Raw genomic sequence first — 16,691 nt, 5'->3', positions numbered from 1 at the left:
GCAGAATATAACTTCTTATGGTAAAGGAATTTCGATTCTTTTACCATCTTCACCGATGATCAAATTTCCTTGGAATGATTTTCGAATGGGATCCTTGTACAAAGACTTTGTCTGAATAAAGTTCCTAGAAACAGGAATCATATGAGTCAAAACTAAAGTATTTACCTTTGCAGCTTCTGCCAGTCTGCCCAATTCTTCTGCATCAATATGATACAACTGAATGTCTTTCATAATTTTAGTAAAACGTGGACTTCCCAGAGATTGATAAGATTCTCCAATTTTTGCAACGATTGATTTACTCATCACTTCTGAAATTAGATAATCTGCTCCCGATGATTGTTTCTTTAAAAACTCTGAATCCGCTGTGTCACCCGAAATCACAATCGACTTTCCCTTGTATTCGATTCGATATCCAACGGCCGGTTCCACCGGGACATGATTCACAAAAAAAGACCGAACGATGACTCCATCTTTTTCATAAACAATCTTAGAAGAACCATCTGCGTTTGGTAAAAATTCATTTGGTTTTGCTCCCTTCCATTGAGAAGGTACGACCGCTTCTCCATGATGTTTGGTTCGATAAAAATACTCTTGCCCATAACTTTTTAAAAAACCATTTACTAGTTCACTGGTTCCTTTAGGTCCGTACACATTTAGAGTTTGTTTTCTACCGAGTAACCAACTTCGATCAATCACTTCTCCCAAATCAGCAAAATGATCTGAATGAAAGTGAGTGATAAATATACCATTAATATCAGTGACAGGCAAATGAAGTTTTTCCATTGCGAAGGCTACCCCATCCCCACAATCAAAAACCAAAAACTGTCCATTCACAAAAATGGCTGTGGAGTTTTGAATTCTATCGGAAGGAATAGGAGATCCTGTTCCCGTAAGAATGATCGTAATTTTATTTGGATCCAAAAGATCACGAGCGACATCTGCTTTCGCATTGATACTTTCAATGACTCGACCGCGTACGATTTGATCCCAAGAACAAGAGAGACAAAGTAACAAAACAAACAAAATACAGAGTTTTGAAAGTTTGATTGGATTTTTTTTCATAAATTTTCCTTAATTTTCATTTTATATGAATTCATCCGTAAGATGGTCCTAAAACCAATATGGCTAGAGGCTAACTGATCTTCTTGCGGTTGTTTTGCGGCTGCCCTATATCTTTTGCAGTAGTTTGGTGCACAAAGAAAGGAACCACCCTTGATTGTATGGTATTTTGTTTTATCAAGTTTCTGATTTGGAATCCAAGAGTCGGAAGTAAATTCCCAAACATTACCAATCATATCATAAAGGCCAAATCCATTTTTCGCATAACATCCAACAGGTGATATTCCAATAAACCCATCTTTTCCTTCATCCAAAAAAGGAAACTCACCCTGCCATGTATTGGCCTCTTTTATGGAGATGTTTTCGTTAGATGATTTTTCGAATCCTCCACCGCGAGCCGCCCATTCCCATTCCACCTCAGTGGGAAGTGAATGCCCTTTCCACTCTGCATATAAGCCTGCATCCCGATATGTGATCGCAACTACTGGGTAAGAACCTTTTCCTTCGATCGAAGATCCTGGACCTTCTGGATGACGCCAATTTGCCCCAGGGATGTAATTCCACCATTCCAGTGGAGAACTCTTTTCTCTTTGGTTTGTAGGTTGATGAAACACCACAGCGCCTGGTGTAAATAAATCGGAGTCCAGGGTGGTCTCGCCTTTACCTTTTGTACTTAGTTTGGTTTCGGCTTCTGTAATATATCCAGTTTTCGAAACAAATTCTGAAAATTGATCATTCGTCACTTCAGTTTCATCCATCCAAAAACTAGATACAGAAGTCTCGTATACAGGCGATTCTTCTGGATAAACAGAATCTCCTTTCCTAAACTTCCCAGAAGGAATAAAAACCATACCAGAATATTTGGTATCCTGATTGGATTTTAAATAATGACAAACATTTCTTTTGGTTTCAAAAATATTGGAAACTAAATTACACTGATAAAAACCAATACAAAGAAAAAAGAATATTAACTTTCTTTTGTGTAAAAACAAATTAGTTCACCCAATAAGTATATTCATCGTCTGTCTCCTGCTTCTGATCCAAGGTTTTATCAATCGACACAGGAAACTCAATGAATGAAGGCCAAAGTGCTTTTGGCATTTGTTTATTATAATTTACTAATAAATTTTCTAACTCGGTCAGTTTATTTGGGAAGGATGAAATTACATTTTTCTTTTCCAAAGGATCAGAATCTAGATGAAACAACCATTTCTTTTTAGGTCGTTCTGTTTGAATTAATTTCCATCCATCCGACTGCACCGTTTGGTAGTATCCATCACTCCAAAAAAGAGGACGAGACTTTTGAATCCCTTGTCCTTTTAAATAAGGCAACAGATTGACCCCATCAATTTGTCTATCCTCTGGTAACTTCGCACCAGCAGCACTCACCACTGTAGGTAGGATATCAATATTAGTTATGGCATTTTGATACTTAGTACCTGGTTTGATATGGCCTGGCCACTTAGCCATATAAGGAACACGAATTCCTCCTTGGAATAAAGTTAACTTCCACCCACGAAACGGACGATTCACATCCGGCAAACCAATGTAATTAGGAGCCCCATTATCACTGGTAAAAATCACGATGGTATTTTCCTCTAGACCTTCTTCCTTGAGTGAAGATAATATTCTTCCTACACTCCGATCCAGAGAACGAATCATACTCAAATACACTCGTTTTCGATGATCTTTGATATGAGAGAGTGCATCGTAATCTTCCTTACTTGCTTGTAAGGGAGTGTGTACTGCCCAGTGTGCTAAAAATAAAAAGAAAGGACGATTTTTATTTGTTTCAATGACTTTGACAGCTTCATCTGTAAAATAATCTGTTAAGTACCGGCTCGGTTCAAACCACTTACCACCGTTATAACTCACACCAAACCGCATATTCGGCCATAAAAACTGGTCAATCGGATCAAAATCTTGTTTTGAATTATAAACATTAGGATCATCAACGGGTAAATACAATCCACTTTCCATAAAAAGAGTTTCATCGAACCCTTGTTTGTTGGGTCGCATTTCTTCCGTACTTCCCAAATGCCATTTGCCTATATGAACGGAATGGTATCCCCTTTCCTTCAAAACTTCAGCAATTGTAATTTCCGAAGTTGGCATTCCCAGTTCATTAAAACTTTTAGATTTCTCTGCCTTTTCTTTATCGATGATCACTGGATACAATCGGTTGGGATCTGCATATAAATCAGCACCCACTCGAGCCAAGGCTCCAGGTGTTGGAGTGTATTCCACTCCAAACCGAGACGGATATCTCCCAGTTAAAAGTGCCGCACGTGAGACAGTACACACAGCACTTCCAGAATAACCAGAATCAAAACGCACTCCCGCCTTTGCAATGGAGTCAATATGAGGAGTGGGAACACCAAGATCCGCATAACCACCGCCATACGTTGTAACATCATTAAATCCCAAATCGTCTGCCATAATCACGATGATATTCGGAGGACGATTCTTTAATTTTCCGTTTGGCTCCAAAGGCCCAGACAACCAAGGGACTGGATGGTTTGGTTCTCTAGGATGACGAATGTCGGTGATCCAACCAAGCGAATAACGTAACAAAAGCAAACGATTGTAATACAGGATACCCGCAAGTAGCAAAAGAACAAAAAAAGCAGAGAAAATTATCTTAAAAAGTTTCATCAGAAAAATAAAGCCCTTGGAATGGACTTAATCTTCGAATGCCGTAATCGCCAAGAGTTTAGTAAGACTTGAATTTTTAGAAAAACGAAAAAAGAATCAATCCATCCAGTCCAATGAAAATTCGAACAATGAATTAAGCAGGATTTATGAGTAGGAATCTAATAAGATGATAAGCTGGGGAAATTACAAACTCTAGCATAACAAACCAAACATTCTTGAAATATAGTTTCTTTCGATTTAGTGGGAAAATCGGTTTGGCTCAGTAGATAACAATTAATAAAAGATTCTCCTCTTTTCCGTGGAGACTGTTCGGTCGGATTCAAACGATTGCAATGAACTAAAGAAAACATTTCAAGCAAAAAGGAAAAAATTGAAACCTTAATTATCTGACGCGACTTCAACGTTCCTTCTCCAAATATCAAAACGATTCACCTACTATTATCTCACCTAATCATCCGGGCAAGTCCCGAACATGAAACCAATCTGATCAATGATCAACCGTTTGGCGACTAGTTTTTCCCTGTCCGTCGGGAACAGGCTACTTCGGGGTGCGCATTCGCTCCCGTCCTTCGGACCAAGCCCGCCGTATCCTTCTCGCGGGGGGGGGGGGAAGTAAAGACTCATATCTTTTGATAATTTAGAATCAAATTCTTCGCCAGGTGAACTCCTTAAGACTAAACATGAAAGCTCTTTTCTTCGGTTAGTTCGGTTTGTAATTGTGTCCAAAGAAGTTCTACTGTATATGCGAAAAGCTTCATCGAACCTTTTTCAAAAGTATGTCCTAATCACTGACAGGACGTTATGAAACTGCCAATGAAATGGAGTCTAAGGCAAATATATAAAAAATCAATAATCTAAATTAGTGAATTTGATTGTGTAAGATGTATCCTATCTCTGGACAAATTTTTTATAACCTAGTAGAATATAATTATACAAAATCGAATCTTTTCGAGCAAATAAATTTGGATCATTTCTTAATCCTCGTTCATATTCACTACAATTTCTTTCCTGATTGATACACAGAAAACCTATTCGGAAATTTAAATTTTCGATAAACCAACGTGGGAAATTTTCGTCACTTAAACTCGACTTTATTCTCCGATACTCCCTAAGATTATATTCCGGGTCTCCATAGGTGAAGAATAGACGATCTGCATTAAAAAGTGATACAAGGGCTTTCGAATATTCATTTTCTTCCCGATCACTTTTTGTTTTCAAAATTGCATTTAATATACTATCGGAATGTAGCCTACACTTCCCAATAAATACCATCGGGAAGTGAGAAAAAAGTAAGTAACTAACAGGCTTTGTACCATTATAAAAATTAGATGGATTAACATCTTTTTCCATAATGTCAATCCATTCCTCCCTCTCAGGACAATTACCCGCAAAGCTATTCAAAGGCAAGGTGTGATTATAGATTTTTCTAAAATTAAATTGCCTTCGAATCGAATTATGAATTTCCTCAAGATTGGAAAAGCTTTGTTCTGATAATTCATATAATCCAGATGCTAGTTTTGCACCAACTAAAGAGGAATATAGCCACTCACGACTTTTGTATCCCTCTGCCCTCAAGGAGGATTCAAGTTTACTAAACAAAATAAATTCATCTTGGTTAGAATTGGATAAAATAGAACCAAAAAGAAACCAAATATAATAATCATTACTTCTAAATTCCAAATAATTCTTAACTCTATTCTTCAGATAAGATTCATTTAAATGATATCTTTCTTCTATTAAATGAATAAGAGAACTCCTCTCTTCTTCTGGATTCAAATAGACATCAACACCAAATAGTCTGAAAACTAAAACAAAGACGAGCATACAAACAAAAATCGAATATTTTCTATTTTTAAAAAACATAACCAGCTTCTATATAAAGCGAACTAGAGCCCCTTTTTACAAAAGTATACTCTGTATCATTCGAACGAGTGATAATTGCAGTAGAAATCAAGTTTAGCATATTAAAATCGCCATGTAATAGAGAATCATTTATTGTATATTCTGAGTTGTATCGGATTCTAGGAGAATCTGAATATTTCAGCCCATAACCTAGATTAATCAAGAAATTCTCAAATATCGTCCAAGTAAAACCTATATCTACTCCGCCGTAAAGTCTAGAACTAGATTCATAAGAAAAAGTGTATAATCCATCTTTTTTATCTACAAAAAAAGGAGTTGATTTCTGATATTCAACGCTTCGCGGAGATGCCAGACCCACAACTGGCGAAAGATAGAATCCATTTCTAAAAATATAGAACTTATAAGCCAACTCAATATCAGGCCTTACTGTTTTACTTTTATATTCATAAATTCCAAAGGACTGACCGAATCTTTCAAAACTAGTATAACCGGAATTTGCAGGAGTGGAGTTCGAATACAGTTTAAGAATGATACTTTGATAGTCAAAGGTATTATAAAAAAACGATACGGAGGTTCCTCTTCCATAGGATTCCCAAGGCTTTTGCCTGAACTCGGAACTAGGAGATAAAGTCCGAATATCATCATTACCACTGATATTAAAGAAAAAACCAAAATGGCTTTCCCTATATAACGTGCTCATTTCGGTTGCTCCAATAGTTGAAGTAAATATTAGAAATCCAAAGATTAATAGTTTAATTTTATAATTCATATTTTGGTTGCTTGCATCCTATGGCTTTGGTTTATTATTCTCTGGATTTTTAGGATCCGATTTACAAAAAGTGGCTTTTCCAGGTTCATCGTCGTTTGGAAAAGTACAAGCGATAGCAATATTAATTATAATTCCCTGGCTAGAAGGTGGTGAAGAACTACCGAAATCATTTACATAATTTATTCTGCTATTCTCATTTTGATACTGTGCCAAATTGGCTTGGAGACATGCTGTTAACTGTAAAGAATTCCCGGTAAACAATGCGTAACATACAATCTCTCCTCTTTCATACTGATCTTTATTTTTTCTATTTTTTCTATCATCGCTATTCCAAAATGGTTTCTTACGAAAATCGTTATATTGTTTAGATAGCCAATTACTCAAATCTGATTTTTCTAGTGCTCCAAAAACATTTTTCATCCGAAATAAAGAATCTAAATCATTTCCTCTATTCCTGGAATAATTTCCTCCGCTAGCCAACCAACGAGCCCCTCCATCAATTCCTCTACCGGCATTCCTTCCCGCATAATCAAGTCCACGGCCCATACTTCGCATTTGTTGTGTAGCTATTTTTGCAGCTCCAAACACGGCATGGAGAACCATTTGATTCAACATATGCATATAATTTGTGCTATTCCCAGTTTGATCCCGCCATGCAATCGGATTCCCTTCCACATACATCATCCGGTTCATCCCTTGCTCTTTATCAGGAAACACCATACCGTCGTTACTAGCAAATCTTCCCAAACTAGCATCATAATACCTAGCTTGATAATAGTAAAGCCCACTTTCTTGATCCTCTTCTTGTCCCGTATATTTGAATTTTGTAATGTCCGATCCATAAGAGTCTGTTCTTAATATCTCTCCGTAAGGTTTATACGTGATATGTGATTTACCACCTCGCTCCCCACCAGCAAGAACATTTCCATTTCCATCGGTAATCATAGTAATACTTCCCAAATGATCAGGATGGAAAAAATACATTCCAGACACTCGTGCATTGCCAGTAGAAGCTCCCCCGCCTCCACTACCGCCTTGTCCTGGTTCATTGCCGACAGATTGAGTATCTGATGGTATTCCATTTCCAAGTCCCAGCATCCAAATCGGGGTTCCCGTCTCTCCTTCCGCCCCACCAAGTAACAATGGAAAGCACCCTGCTGTTGTCGTAAAAGAAAATACCACTACAAGAAGTGCTGTTCCATATCTTGGAATCTGTTTTTGGAAATAGTTCGTCAAATTCGGTAAAATTGAAATCCCAAATATGTCGTTGCAAGCTCTATCATCCAAATCAACTCCTGAATTAGATTCTTTTGTCTGATACACTACCCAGAATAATAATCCAAGTAGGACAACCCAAGGGATCGCTCGATGGCCTTCTCTAATTTTACCATATCCACATAAAGATTCGTATCCTCTAAGAAACTTATCAATGCAAAGTTCGTTCGGTTCTTCCAATACGTATCACAATCAATATTGACACCTTTACAGAATGGATTCACCATCCAACCGTTTGATGCCATCTGATTTAAAAGGATCGCATCCGGACGACTGTATTGTGCTACCATATCCCCTTCCACTCCGATCACATAAAGAGTATGTTTCTCTTGTTGTCCTGGGCTACGGTGGATTTCGTAAAAGGTGTTTTGGCGAGTCCCGAACATGATACAGAACTTACCATTGCATTCCCGTTTGGCGATCACTTTCTTCTTGTTTGTCGGGATCAGGCTACTCCGGGGTGCGCATTCGCTTCCGTCCTTCGGACCAAGCCCGCCGTATCCTTCTCGCGGAGAATGATACAAAAATATTGAAGTTTAATTATATAGAGTTGCAATCTAATCAAAAACAAATGGAGATTCGTTAATCAATTAATTTCACAAAAGTTAATTTCTCCGCCCCAAATTGAATTTTCAAACATTATAATCTTTTTTAATTTGCAATAGTTTTTAATGTAAAAATGAAACTCAAGTCCCAGATCAACAGTATTCCTAGAAGTAAATGGATATAAAGCCAAATTGGAAATACATCGCCGAAAATCACTCTTATCGTAATAGACATCTCTATTACATCTTGAATAACTCGATAAATTAATATCCGTTACAATTGTTGACGTTGGAAAATATTCTATTTGTTTAGCAATAAATAAAATAGCTAGATCTTTTTCTGCGTCTCCTAATTTAATCAAACGATCCTCATAGATACCAGTGCTATTGCTACAGGATTCAAGCATAAACCAAAATGCGTATAAAATTGTACTTTTTGAGCTACAAATCGTCTTTAGTGCAAATAATCCTTTCTTGACAAGATCTAACACATTCTGTTCGGATTGTATTTTCATATTCGTCACCTCCCCAATGCCCTTGCAATACTCTCATATCCACACATTTTTTTACACACTCTCTCTTTTCTTTACAGTCGAAAATCCAAGCTGTAGTAGGACGAGAATTCTGTTCTGCTTTTTTCTTTTTTTCAGCAATCAATCCAAATGAAAATGTTGTATAACCCAAAATAAGAATCAAATTTATCAATCTTATATTCATAATAATCAAATATTCTTTATCTACTTATTGTCAGAGCCACGCTCATATCGAAAACTTTTAAGGATTCCCACAACTTTATCTACAAATGTATCCTATCGATGTAAAGATTCGTATCCTTTAAAAAACCAGTCAATGTAATAGTTTGCGTTCCAGAATATAAAGTTCAGATTGATTCTTCAGACCATTAGTCTCTTTTTAAACCAGAGCATAAAAAAGTTTCATCAGATTTCGCATATTCCTAATTACCTACCACCTTCTATATAATTAGGAATCGCAAGTTTTAAATTAATTTGAATCGAGTCGATAGTTTTCTAAACAATCGGAATCTTTTTTCACCTCCAGATTAAGAGTATTCTGGAATATAATAAAAGTATTGTTAATTTTTCGGAAAGATTTATTGTCAGATGTAATGAAATGAAACATATCTTTTTAATTAATTTTGTAATATTTTTTTTCCTAATTCACTGCGAAAGTATTCAAAGATATTCTCTTAATCGAGCTTACGATACTGCTGACGTTTTTACTATCGGTATCGAAAAAGGTAATATAGGAACGGATGTTTTCTTTTGGTGCCTCGGAGGTGGCTTGACTATTAACAGTAATTCAAGAGGGATTGGCATGAGAGATGGACATTTTGGGATCTACGAAATATCAAATAGTGCAACTTTAGATATAATTCCAATTATTCGAAAAGAATCTCCTGCAAACAAGGTTGGAATTTCGAACATTTTCGTCAATTCTAGCGGACATAGTCAATACCGCCCCAAAGAACGAACTAAAAACAAAGATTATCAAATTTTAAATATTTTAACCATCGTACCTGTTCCATCAATACCCAGCTCAAATAAAAAAATAGCAAAATGTAATGCACCATTAAAATTAGAGGCATCTATTGGATTATATTACGGAATTAGACTTGGTTTTAATTTGAATGAATTATTTGATCTAATGATTGGATTCTCGAGCTTAGATATTCTAGAAGATGAAGAACCTGTTGATTAGTGTTTAACAACAACACTTCAATTGGTAAAATCCGTAGACGCAATACTCAAAAAAAATTCTTAAGATTTAAACCAAAATTTCACTTTTTGCATTGTTGATAAAAAGACAACCATAGTAAACACAGATTCTGTTTTTCGGGGTCATTAGATGGATTATCACAATCGGATAATGCAGATACACCATATATACTGAAACATCCTTCATCTCCTTTAGCACAGCCTACTAATAAAAGACCAGAAAGAAATAAAACTATTATAAATTTACTTACCATTTCATACTCGCAATATACCAACCTCTAATCATACCATTTCCATAACAATCAGGTTCCTTGTTAGAGCAAGAAACAATGGCTTCATAAAAATTCCAGATGAGGGCGGTATTTTTATACCCTACATCTTCCTCTGTTACTCGACTTTCATTAATTGGATCAACTTTAAAATTCCACATTCCTAAAAAGGGATCCCTGGTACGGGTAAACCTTTCTTCTTCATTTTTAAAGCTAATGGTATTCCAAATCCTTAGATTTCGACAAGTAGTTTGATCTGCATTTTTTGATCTGCATGCCACTTCTAAGAATAAAGTCAAATTTTTTCTTCTTTCTCCCATACCTGTTTCAATATAGTCATGGTTTAATTTGTATAAGTGGCTACCAATTTTCCTTAAACTATAAAAGTTATTGGCTGTCCAACCCAAAAGCCCATTTTTGCCTAATGTATTCTGTAAGGTATTTCTGAATCTTGAACTATTTAAATTCCTCTGTTGACCTCTTCCAAACCCATAACCTAACAAGAAACCTTCTTCGACAGATATACCAAAATTTTTAGCTGCCACAGCTCCCATCAAACCCCATGCTAGAGGTGTAGATATCCTATTCCCAGTTTGATCCCGCCATGCAATCGGATTTCCTTCCACATACATCATCCGGTTCATCCCTTGCTCTTTATCTGGAAACACCATACCATCGTTACTTGCAAACCTTCCCAAACTAGCATCATAATACCGTGCTTTGTAATAATACAATCCACTTTCCTGGTCCTCTTCTTGTCCCGTATATTTGAATTTTGTAATATCAGGACCATAAGAATCCGTTCTGAGTATCTCCCCATAAGGTTTATATGTGATATGACTTTTACCTCCTCGCTCTCCACCAGCAAGCACATTCCCATTCCCATCGGTTATCATGGTAATACTTCCCAAATGGTCAGGATGGAAGAAGAACATTCCAGACACTCGTGCGTTACCGGAAGAAGATCCCCCTCCACCACTACCGCCCTGTCCTGGTTCATTGCCGACAGATTGAGTATCTGATGGAATTCCATTTCCAAGCCCTATCAGCCAAATCGGGGTTCCCGTCTCTCCTTCCGCTCCTCCAAAGATGGGAAAACATCCAGCTGTTGTTGTAAAAGAAAATACCACGACAAACAGGGCTGTCCCATATCTTGGAATCTGTTTTTGGAAATAGTTCGTCAAATTCGGTAAAATAGAAATTCCAAATATGTCGTTGGAAGCTCTTTCCTCGGAATCAGTTTCTAAAGAAGTTTCTTTTGTCTGATACACTACCCAAAATAATAATCCAAGTAGGACAACCCAAGGGATCGCTCGATGGCCTTCTCTAATTTTACCATCCACATAAAGATTCGTATCCTCTAAGAAACTTATCAATGCAAAGTTCGTTCGGTTCTTCCAATACGTATCACAATCAATATTGACACCCTTACAGAATGGATTCACCATCCAACTGTTTGATGCCATCTGGTTTAGCAAAATCGCATCGGGGCGACTGTATTGTGCCACCATATCCCCTTCCACTCCGATCACATAAAGAGTATGTTTCTCTTGTTGTCCTGGGCTACGGTGGATTTCGTAAAAGTTACCAAAACTATAGGTGGTTGTGTTCGAATTCTGAAGGGCTTTTTTAATCCTCATTCCCGAATGATCATAAGTATAATCAAACTGATCTCCACCATCTGTTTCGATGCGTTTCAGTTTGTTTTGTGCATTATAAACGAGTGTGTCACCATTACGTGTGGTCATATTCCCCATAGAATCGTAGGTATAACCAACAATTCCTGTGTTCGGACTATTCACTCTCGTCACCGCATGGATATGGTTTCCATTATCATAAGAATACGTAAAGGCTCCCTTATTTAAAAGATTTCCATTCCTATGGTAATTGTAGTTCTCCTCTCCATACTTACCAATTGCCTTTGTCACTCGGTTCAGATGGTCATATTCAAAACTTTGGTTTCGAGATTCGTTGAAAGTATCTGGGCGAGTCCCGAACATAACGCTTATAATAAAACATCACCACTGTTTGGCGATCACTTTTTTCTTGTTCGTCGGGATCAGGCTACTCCGGGGTCCGCGTTCGCTTCCGTCCTTCGGACCAAGCCCGCCGTATCCTTCTCGCGGGTAGAACTAACTTTATAAAACAATTGATGAAATGAAAAAAGATTTTCTGGTTGATCTCATGTTTTATAACAACGAAATATCTCACCAATATAAAAACAGGAGTGGAGGAACTACCAATCAAGTTTTCATCGATGGAATTTCCAAAAGTAAAGAAAAAAGATCAATAATCTAAACTAAGTTAAAGAATTCTATAAGGCGAATGCACTTTTAATAAAATACTTTAGATTTATTACTCGCAGTCATTTCTTATGAAATCCATTTGACCCAAAAGCTATTGTTCAATAAGGGTTACAAAAATTTATTTCTCCAGAAAATGAGTTATAAAGAAAAATTTGTTTTTCTAGTTTACAAACTTCTCTAACCAAAGCTCCTACTTTTCCAAAATAATCAGAAATATCACTACTCTTGAAATCAGTTATTAATATTAAATTAGCACAATTGTTCACTTCCTTTTTTAAATAGAATGATTGGTTTCTACAATTCGAATCCTCCTGAAACTCATAAGGAAGAAAGGTGTGGGAATCATTAAAATGCATAGATAATTTTAAAGACACAGCAATTCCTAACTTTGTTTCTGCTTCTGCTTCACTATAAAAATCGCCATCGGGACTATTAATTCCTTGGTTAATATTGCAATTTAAAAACACGGATATAAAAAATAGAGATATTAGTATTTTATATTTTTTCTTCACTTCTTCACTTCTTGCCTACATAAGATTCGATTACATTCATTTATGCATCCCTGTCTGGGAATCACTTGGTTCTTATCTTTATTATTAAATACAAAAATATTCCCAGCACAATTTGACATACAATTTTGCTTTTCACTACAATTCAAATTACCATCTTCTCCATACTTTTCATAGAATGGATGAATCGGCTTTTCCTCTGAAAAGTTTATTTGACCTTTTTGTTTTTTGCTCTCAGGATAAGACTCACTGATAAGCATCGATATTAAAATTAATAATATAATGAATTTAGTCATCGATAATTTCCTAGTATCTATTTATACAATCCTGTGGTATTTCGGGAGGATTTTGCATGAATGGGTTTCCGACTGCTACCCCTGTGCCAAAATACTGTTCGCACTCTTGCTGCTGAGTCAGAATTGATTTTATTAATTGATCATATCCAACCGCTTCAAATGATTCTTTTCCATGTTTAGATATATAAAAGCCCGCAACCGTTCTACAATCTTTATAACCTGTATACGGACATAAAAAGGCTATTTTGGAGTCTTTTTCATATTCTTTCTTTTCGTCACGTTCAATTTTTCTTGCGTAATCGAATTGACTACTCACAAAAAGTTTATTATAGCCACTCATACGAGCCAAAGATTTGAAAAAATTGCCTGACTGAAACAGATTGTCTAAATCATTCCCATTTTGTCTTTTAAATTTTCCTCCACTTATTATGAATTTAAACCCACCATCAATTCCACGTCCAGCATTCCTACCTGAATAATCTAGACCACGGCCAAGACTTCTTAATTGTTGGGTAGCAATTTTTGCAGCTCCAAAAAATGCATGCCTAAAAAACTGGTTGAACATGTGAACAATCGCATTATTTCCACTTGGATCAACAAACGCTATCGGATTCCCTTCCACATACATCATCCGGTTCATCCCCTGCTCTTTATCAGGAAACACCATACTATCGTTACTCGCAAACCTTCCTAATGATGCATCATAATACCTAGCTTTATAATAATACAATCCACTTTCCTGGTCTTCCTCTTGTCCCGTATATTTGAATTTTGTAATATCAGGGCCAAAAGAGTCTGTTCTTAATATCTCTCCGTAAGGTTTATACGTGATATGTGATTTACCGCCTCGCTCTCCCCCGGCAAGAACATTCCCATTCCCATCAGTAATCATGGTAATGCTACCCAAATGGTCAGGATGGAAGAAGAACATTCCAGACACTCGTGCATTGCCAATGTCGCTTCAGGGCGAGTCCCGAACACAATACGAATCCTATAAATTATCTACCGTTTGGCGATCAATTTCTTCTTGTTCGTCGGGATCAGGCTACTCCGGGGTCCGCGTTCGCTCCCGTCCTTCGGACCAAGCCCTCCGTATCCTTCTCGCGGGAGGGGTAAGTGGTATCCGAGAATTAAAAAAGGATGAAAACCAATCATCTAAATTAAGTTAGAGGACTGTGTAAGGTAAATACTAACATTTGAAGGTAGCTTATCAGTACAACTTAGTATCCAAAGAACTTGAAATATTTTCAAAAATGATTTCACAAGAGTCAATCCAATCTGTATTATTCCCACCACAAATCAGCATTTTACCCTCAGGTAATTGATTTCCTGTTGGGTAAGCCCTCTCTTTTTGCAGAGAGAAGGATCTGACAATTGTTCCATTTACATGATTCAAATCGTAACATGTATCTTGGAATTTTGTTGGATTACTATCCAAATCAGCACCACCACAAATATAAATATTATTTAACCCATTTGGTATCGCAACTTGCGCATGTATTCCATTAGGCAAGGAAAGGGACGCTGAAACACTATTATTGTTTCCGTTGAATATCTCGACAGTTGGAGTATTTTTAATTTGGTCAATAGGATCGATTATATAACCACCCACAATCATAATCTTATTAGACCCAATGTTAGTTGCAGTGTGGACACTTCGTCTGCTTGCCATCTGAGTACCAAGCAAAGTAAAGGTATTTGAAGTTGGATTGAAAATTTCGATAGAATTTAACGATCCATTTGTTTTGTTTTCTCCTCCAATAATCACAACGTCACCATTATCTAACAAATTCGCCGTATGTAATCGTCTGGCTATGTTGAGAGAACCAACGAATGAGTATTGTTTGGTCAAAGGATTGTAAACTTCTGCACTTGTGAGCCATCCCGAATCAGCATTATATCCACCAGTCACAAGAATTCGACCATCATTTAGCAAAGTACTAGTATGCCACATTCGTCTTTGATTCAAATTCGAGCCAAAAACTATCCGATTATTTTCTATATTAATTATCTCAGTACTTTCCAAAGCATTCGAACCATCATAACCACCGATAACAACTATTTCTTTATTTTGATTTAATGTTGCCGTATGACTTCTTCGTTGATGCTTCAGATTCATTATATTTTTCAAAGTTCCGTCATTATAATGAAAAATATTGGTTATAGCGTTATTTCTTTTGCTTGAACCTCCAATAAGAAATATACTGCCTGGTTTGTCAGAAAGTGCAACAATCTCAGATTTACCATTAGGCAAAAAGTAAGCTGATACTAGCAAAGAAATAATCAAATTTTTATTTTTTGTATCATCGGATCTAACAAGATTGCAGCTCACAGTGAGAGTAATACAGATCAATAATGTATTAGCGATAATCTTATGCTTATTAAGAGAAAACTTTTTCACTTTATATTCCTTGTCGGATCGTTGGCAGGGCAATCGGGTGTTGAAATGCCCGTTTCATAATTTCCACAATTTGGCTCGCGACCCGAAGTATTTTGAATGATACCCATAACTCCCGAAAGAACAGCATAGGACTGATATATATTATCCAACTTGACCGAGTAATTAGAATGTACCATAGTCAGGCAAGTATTCAATCCAGGTCGATCTGCCCAAAGTCCAGACTGTCCAAATGCCATATGACAATATCCCATATAACCTATATACTCCCATTCTAAAGCACGTTTGTCGCGCGATATTTGTTTTTCTTCGGTTCTGACCCCTGGTTTATTTTTCATATCCTTATACTGCTTTGTTAGCCAATTTGATACATCGCTCTTCTGAATTGATGCAAAAAAATTCTTGGTTCCAACCAAATTATCTAAATCATTTCCCTTATTCCTAGAATAATTTCCTCCACTAGCCAACCAACGAGCCCCACCATCAATTCCACGTCCAGCATTCCTACCTGAATAATCTAGACCACGGCCAAGACTTCTTAATTGTTGGGTAGCAATTTTTGCAGCTCCAAAAAATGCATGCCTAAAAAACTGGTTGAACATGTGAACAATCGCATTATTTCCACTTGGATCAACAAACGCTATCGGATTTCCTTCCACATACATCATACGATTCATCCCTTGTCCCTTATCAGGAAACACCATACCATCGTTACTCGCAAATCGACCCAACCCAGCATCATAATACCTAGCTTTATAATAGTAAAGCCCACTTTCCTGGTCTTCCTCTTGTCCCGTATATTTGAATTTAGTAATGTCTGGCCCATAAGAATCTGTTCGAAGGATTTCCCCATATGGTTTATACGTGATATGTGATTTACCACCTCGCTCCCCACCAGCAAGAACATTCCCATTTCCATCGGTAATCATGATGATGCTACCCAAATGATCAGGATGGAAGAAATACATTCCTGACACTCGTGCGTTGCCAATGTCGCTTCTGGGCGAGTCC

Annotated in this window: 15 protein-coding genes; 1 reads left to right on the top strand and 14 read right to left on the bottom strand. The window is 36.9% G+C overall.

Annotated elements, in window-relative coordinates:
• Positions 1-15: 15 nt before the first annotated feature.
• From CH361_RS13095 to CH361_RS13065, 8 genes are all read right to left on the bottom strand, one after another.
• Complete coding sequence (locus CH361_RS13095) at positions 16-1,062, bottom strand: MBL fold metallo-hydrolase (protein ID WP_100791239.1); 1,047 nt, start codon at positions 1,060-1,062, stop codon at positions 16-18.
• Positions 1,059-2,051, bottom strand: a complete 993-nt coding sequence (locus tag CH361_RS13090) for a formylglycine-generating enzyme family protein (protein ID WP_208861436.1) — start codon at positions 2,049-2,051, stop codon at positions 1,059-1,061. The genes CH361_RS13095 and CH361_RS13090 overlap by 4 nt, the downstream gene beginning before the upstream one ends.
• A 1-nt stretch (position 2,052) precedes the next feature.
• Complete coding sequence (locus tag CH361_RS13085; protein ID WP_100791238.1) at positions 2,053-3,714, bottom strand: sulfatase-like hydrolase/transferase; 1,662 nt, start codon at positions 3,712-3,714, stop codon at positions 2,053-2,055.
• 888 nt (positions 3,715-4,602) lie between these two features.
• Entirely contained in the window at positions 4,603-5,577 is a 975-nt protein-coding gene (locus CH361_RS13080; protein ID WP_100791237.1) for a hypothetical protein, read from the bottom strand.
• Positions 5,567-6,277, bottom strand: a complete 711-nt coding sequence (locus CH361_RS13075; protein WP_125232069.1) for a hypothetical protein — start codon at positions 6,275-6,277, stop codon at positions 5,567-5,569. The genes CH361_RS13080 and CH361_RS13075 overlap by 11 nt, the downstream gene beginning before the upstream one ends.
• 87 nt (positions 6,278-6,364) lie before the next feature.
• Entirely contained in the window at positions 6,365-7,669 is a 1,305-nt protein-coding gene (locus CH361_RS13070) for an RHS repeat domain-containing protein (RefSeq protein ID WP_244279864.1), read from the bottom strand.
• Positions 7,669-8,007, bottom strand: a complete 339-nt coding sequence (locus tag CH361_RS19855; RefSeq protein WP_244279862.1) for a hypothetical protein — start codon at positions 8,005-8,007, stop codon at positions 7,669-7,671. The genes CH361_RS13070 and CH361_RS19855 overlap by 1 nt, the downstream gene beginning before the upstream one ends.
• 200 nt (positions 8,008-8,207) lie before the next feature.
• Complete coding sequence (locus tag CH361_RS13065; RefSeq protein ID WP_100791235.1) at positions 8,208-8,681, bottom strand: hypothetical protein; 474 nt, start codon at positions 8,679-8,681, stop codon at positions 8,208-8,210.
• A 616-nt stretch (positions 8,682-9,297) separates the two neighbouring features.
• On the opposite strand from CH361_RS13065, the gene CH361_RS13060 reads away from it, so the two are divergent.
• Positions 9,298-9,885 carry a hypothetical protein gene (locus CH361_RS13060; RefSeq protein WP_100791234.1) on the top strand — a complete coding sequence of 196 codons (588 nt, stop codon included), beginning with the start codon at positions 9,298-9,300 and terminating at the stop codon, positions 9,883-9,885.
• A 264-nt stretch (positions 9,886-10,149) separates the two neighbouring features.
• Here the strand turns inward: CH361_RS13060 and CH361_RS13050 are convergent, their stop codons facing one another.
• The 6 genes from CH361_RS13050 to CH361_RS19895 form a co-directional block, all read right to left on the bottom strand.
• Positions 10,150-12,171 carry an RHS repeat-associated core domain-containing protein gene (locus CH361_RS13050; RefSeq protein ID WP_244279860.1) on the bottom strand — a complete coding sequence of 674 codons (2,022 nt, stop codon included), beginning with the start codon at positions 12,169-12,171 and terminating at the stop codon, positions 10,150-10,152.
• 404 nt (positions 12,172-12,575) lie between these two features.
• Positions 12,576-12,989 (bottom strand): hypothetical protein, encoded by a 414-nt coding sequence (locus CH361_RS13045; RefSeq protein ID WP_125232068.1) that lies wholly within the window; start codon positions 12,987-12,989, stop codon positions 12,576-12,578.
• A complete protein-coding gene (locus CH361_RS13040) occupies positions 12,986-13,282 on the bottom strand; it encodes a hypothetical protein (protein WP_100791231.1) in 297 nt (98 codons plus the stop codon). Before CH361_RS13040 ends, CH361_RS13045 begins: the two co-directional genes overlap by 4 nt.
• Before the next feature lie 10 nt (positions 13,283-13,292).
• Positions 13,293-14,213: an RHS repeat domain-containing protein gene (locus CH361_RS19900; protein WP_476737591.1), complete on the bottom strand. Its 921-nt coding sequence runs from the start codon at positions 14,211-14,213 to the stop codon at positions 13,293-13,295.
• A 279-nt stretch (positions 14,214-14,492) separates the two neighbouring features.
• Positions 14,493-15,683, bottom strand: coding sequence for a Kelch repeat-containing protein (locus CH361_RS13025; protein ID WP_100791229.1), 1,191 nt, complete (start codon positions 15,681-15,683; stop codon positions 14,493-14,495).
• Positions 15,680-16,648: an RHS repeat domain-containing protein gene (locus CH361_RS19895; protein ID WP_425268683.1), complete on the bottom strand. Its 969-nt coding sequence runs from the start codon at positions 16,646-16,648 to the stop codon at positions 15,680-15,682. The genes CH361_RS13025 and CH361_RS19895 overlap by 4 nt, the downstream gene beginning before the upstream one ends.
• Positions 16,649-16,691 lie beyond the last annotated feature (43 nt).

The organism is Leptospira brenneri (genome assembly GCF_002812125.1).
GTDB classification, from domain to species: Bacteria; Spirochaetota; Leptospiria; order Leptospirales; family Leptospiraceae; genus Leptospira_A; species Leptospira_A brenneri.
This window is presented reverse-complemented; position numbering and strand designations above follow the sequence as displayed.

Bases quoted from the DNA above. Each gene is read 5' to 3' on its own strand.
- CH361_RS13085 (WP_100791238.1), bottom strand. From the start codon at position 3,714: ATGAAACTTTTTAAGATAATTTTCTCTGCTTTTTTTGTTCTTTTGCTA.
- CH361_RS13040 (WP_100791231.1), bottom strand. From the start codon at position 13,282: ATGACTAAATTCATTATATTATTAATTTTAATATCGATGCTTATCAGT.
- CH361_RS13095 (WP_100791239.1), bottom strand. From the start codon at position 1,062: ATGAAAAAAAATCCAATCAAACTTTCAAAACTCTGTATTTTGTTTGTT.
- CH361_RS13060 (WP_100791234.1), top strand. From the start codon at position 9,298: ATGAAACATATCTTTTTAATTAATTTTGTAATATTTTTTTTCCTAATT.
- CH361_RS13065 (WP_100791235.1), bottom strand. From the start codon at position 8,681: ATGAAAATACAATCCGAACAGAATGTGTTAGATCTTGTCAAGAAAGGA.
- CH361_RS13050 (WP_244279860.1), bottom strand. From the start codon at position 12,171: ATGTTCGGGACTCGCCCAGATACTTTCAACGAATCTCGAAACCAAAGT.
- CH361_RS19855 (WP_244279862.1), bottom strand. From the start codon at position 8,007: ATGTTCGGGACTCGCCAAAACACCTTTTACGAAATCCACCGTAGCCCA.
- CH361_RS19900 (WP_476737591.1), bottom strand. From the start codon at position 14,213: ATGTTCTTCTTCCATCCTGACCATTTGGGTAGCATTACCATGATTACT.
- CH361_RS19895 (WP_425268683.1), bottom strand. From the start codon at position 16,648: ATGTATTTCTTCCATCCTGATCATTTGGGTAGCATCATCATGATTACC.
- CH361_RS13075 (WP_125232069.1), bottom strand. From the start codon at position 6,277: ATGAGCACGTTATATAGGGAAAGCCATTTTGGTTTTTTCTTTAATATC.
- CH361_RS13080 (WP_100791237.1), bottom strand. From the start codon at position 5,577: ATGTTTTTTAAAAATAGAAAATATTCGATTTTTGTTTGTATGCTCGTC.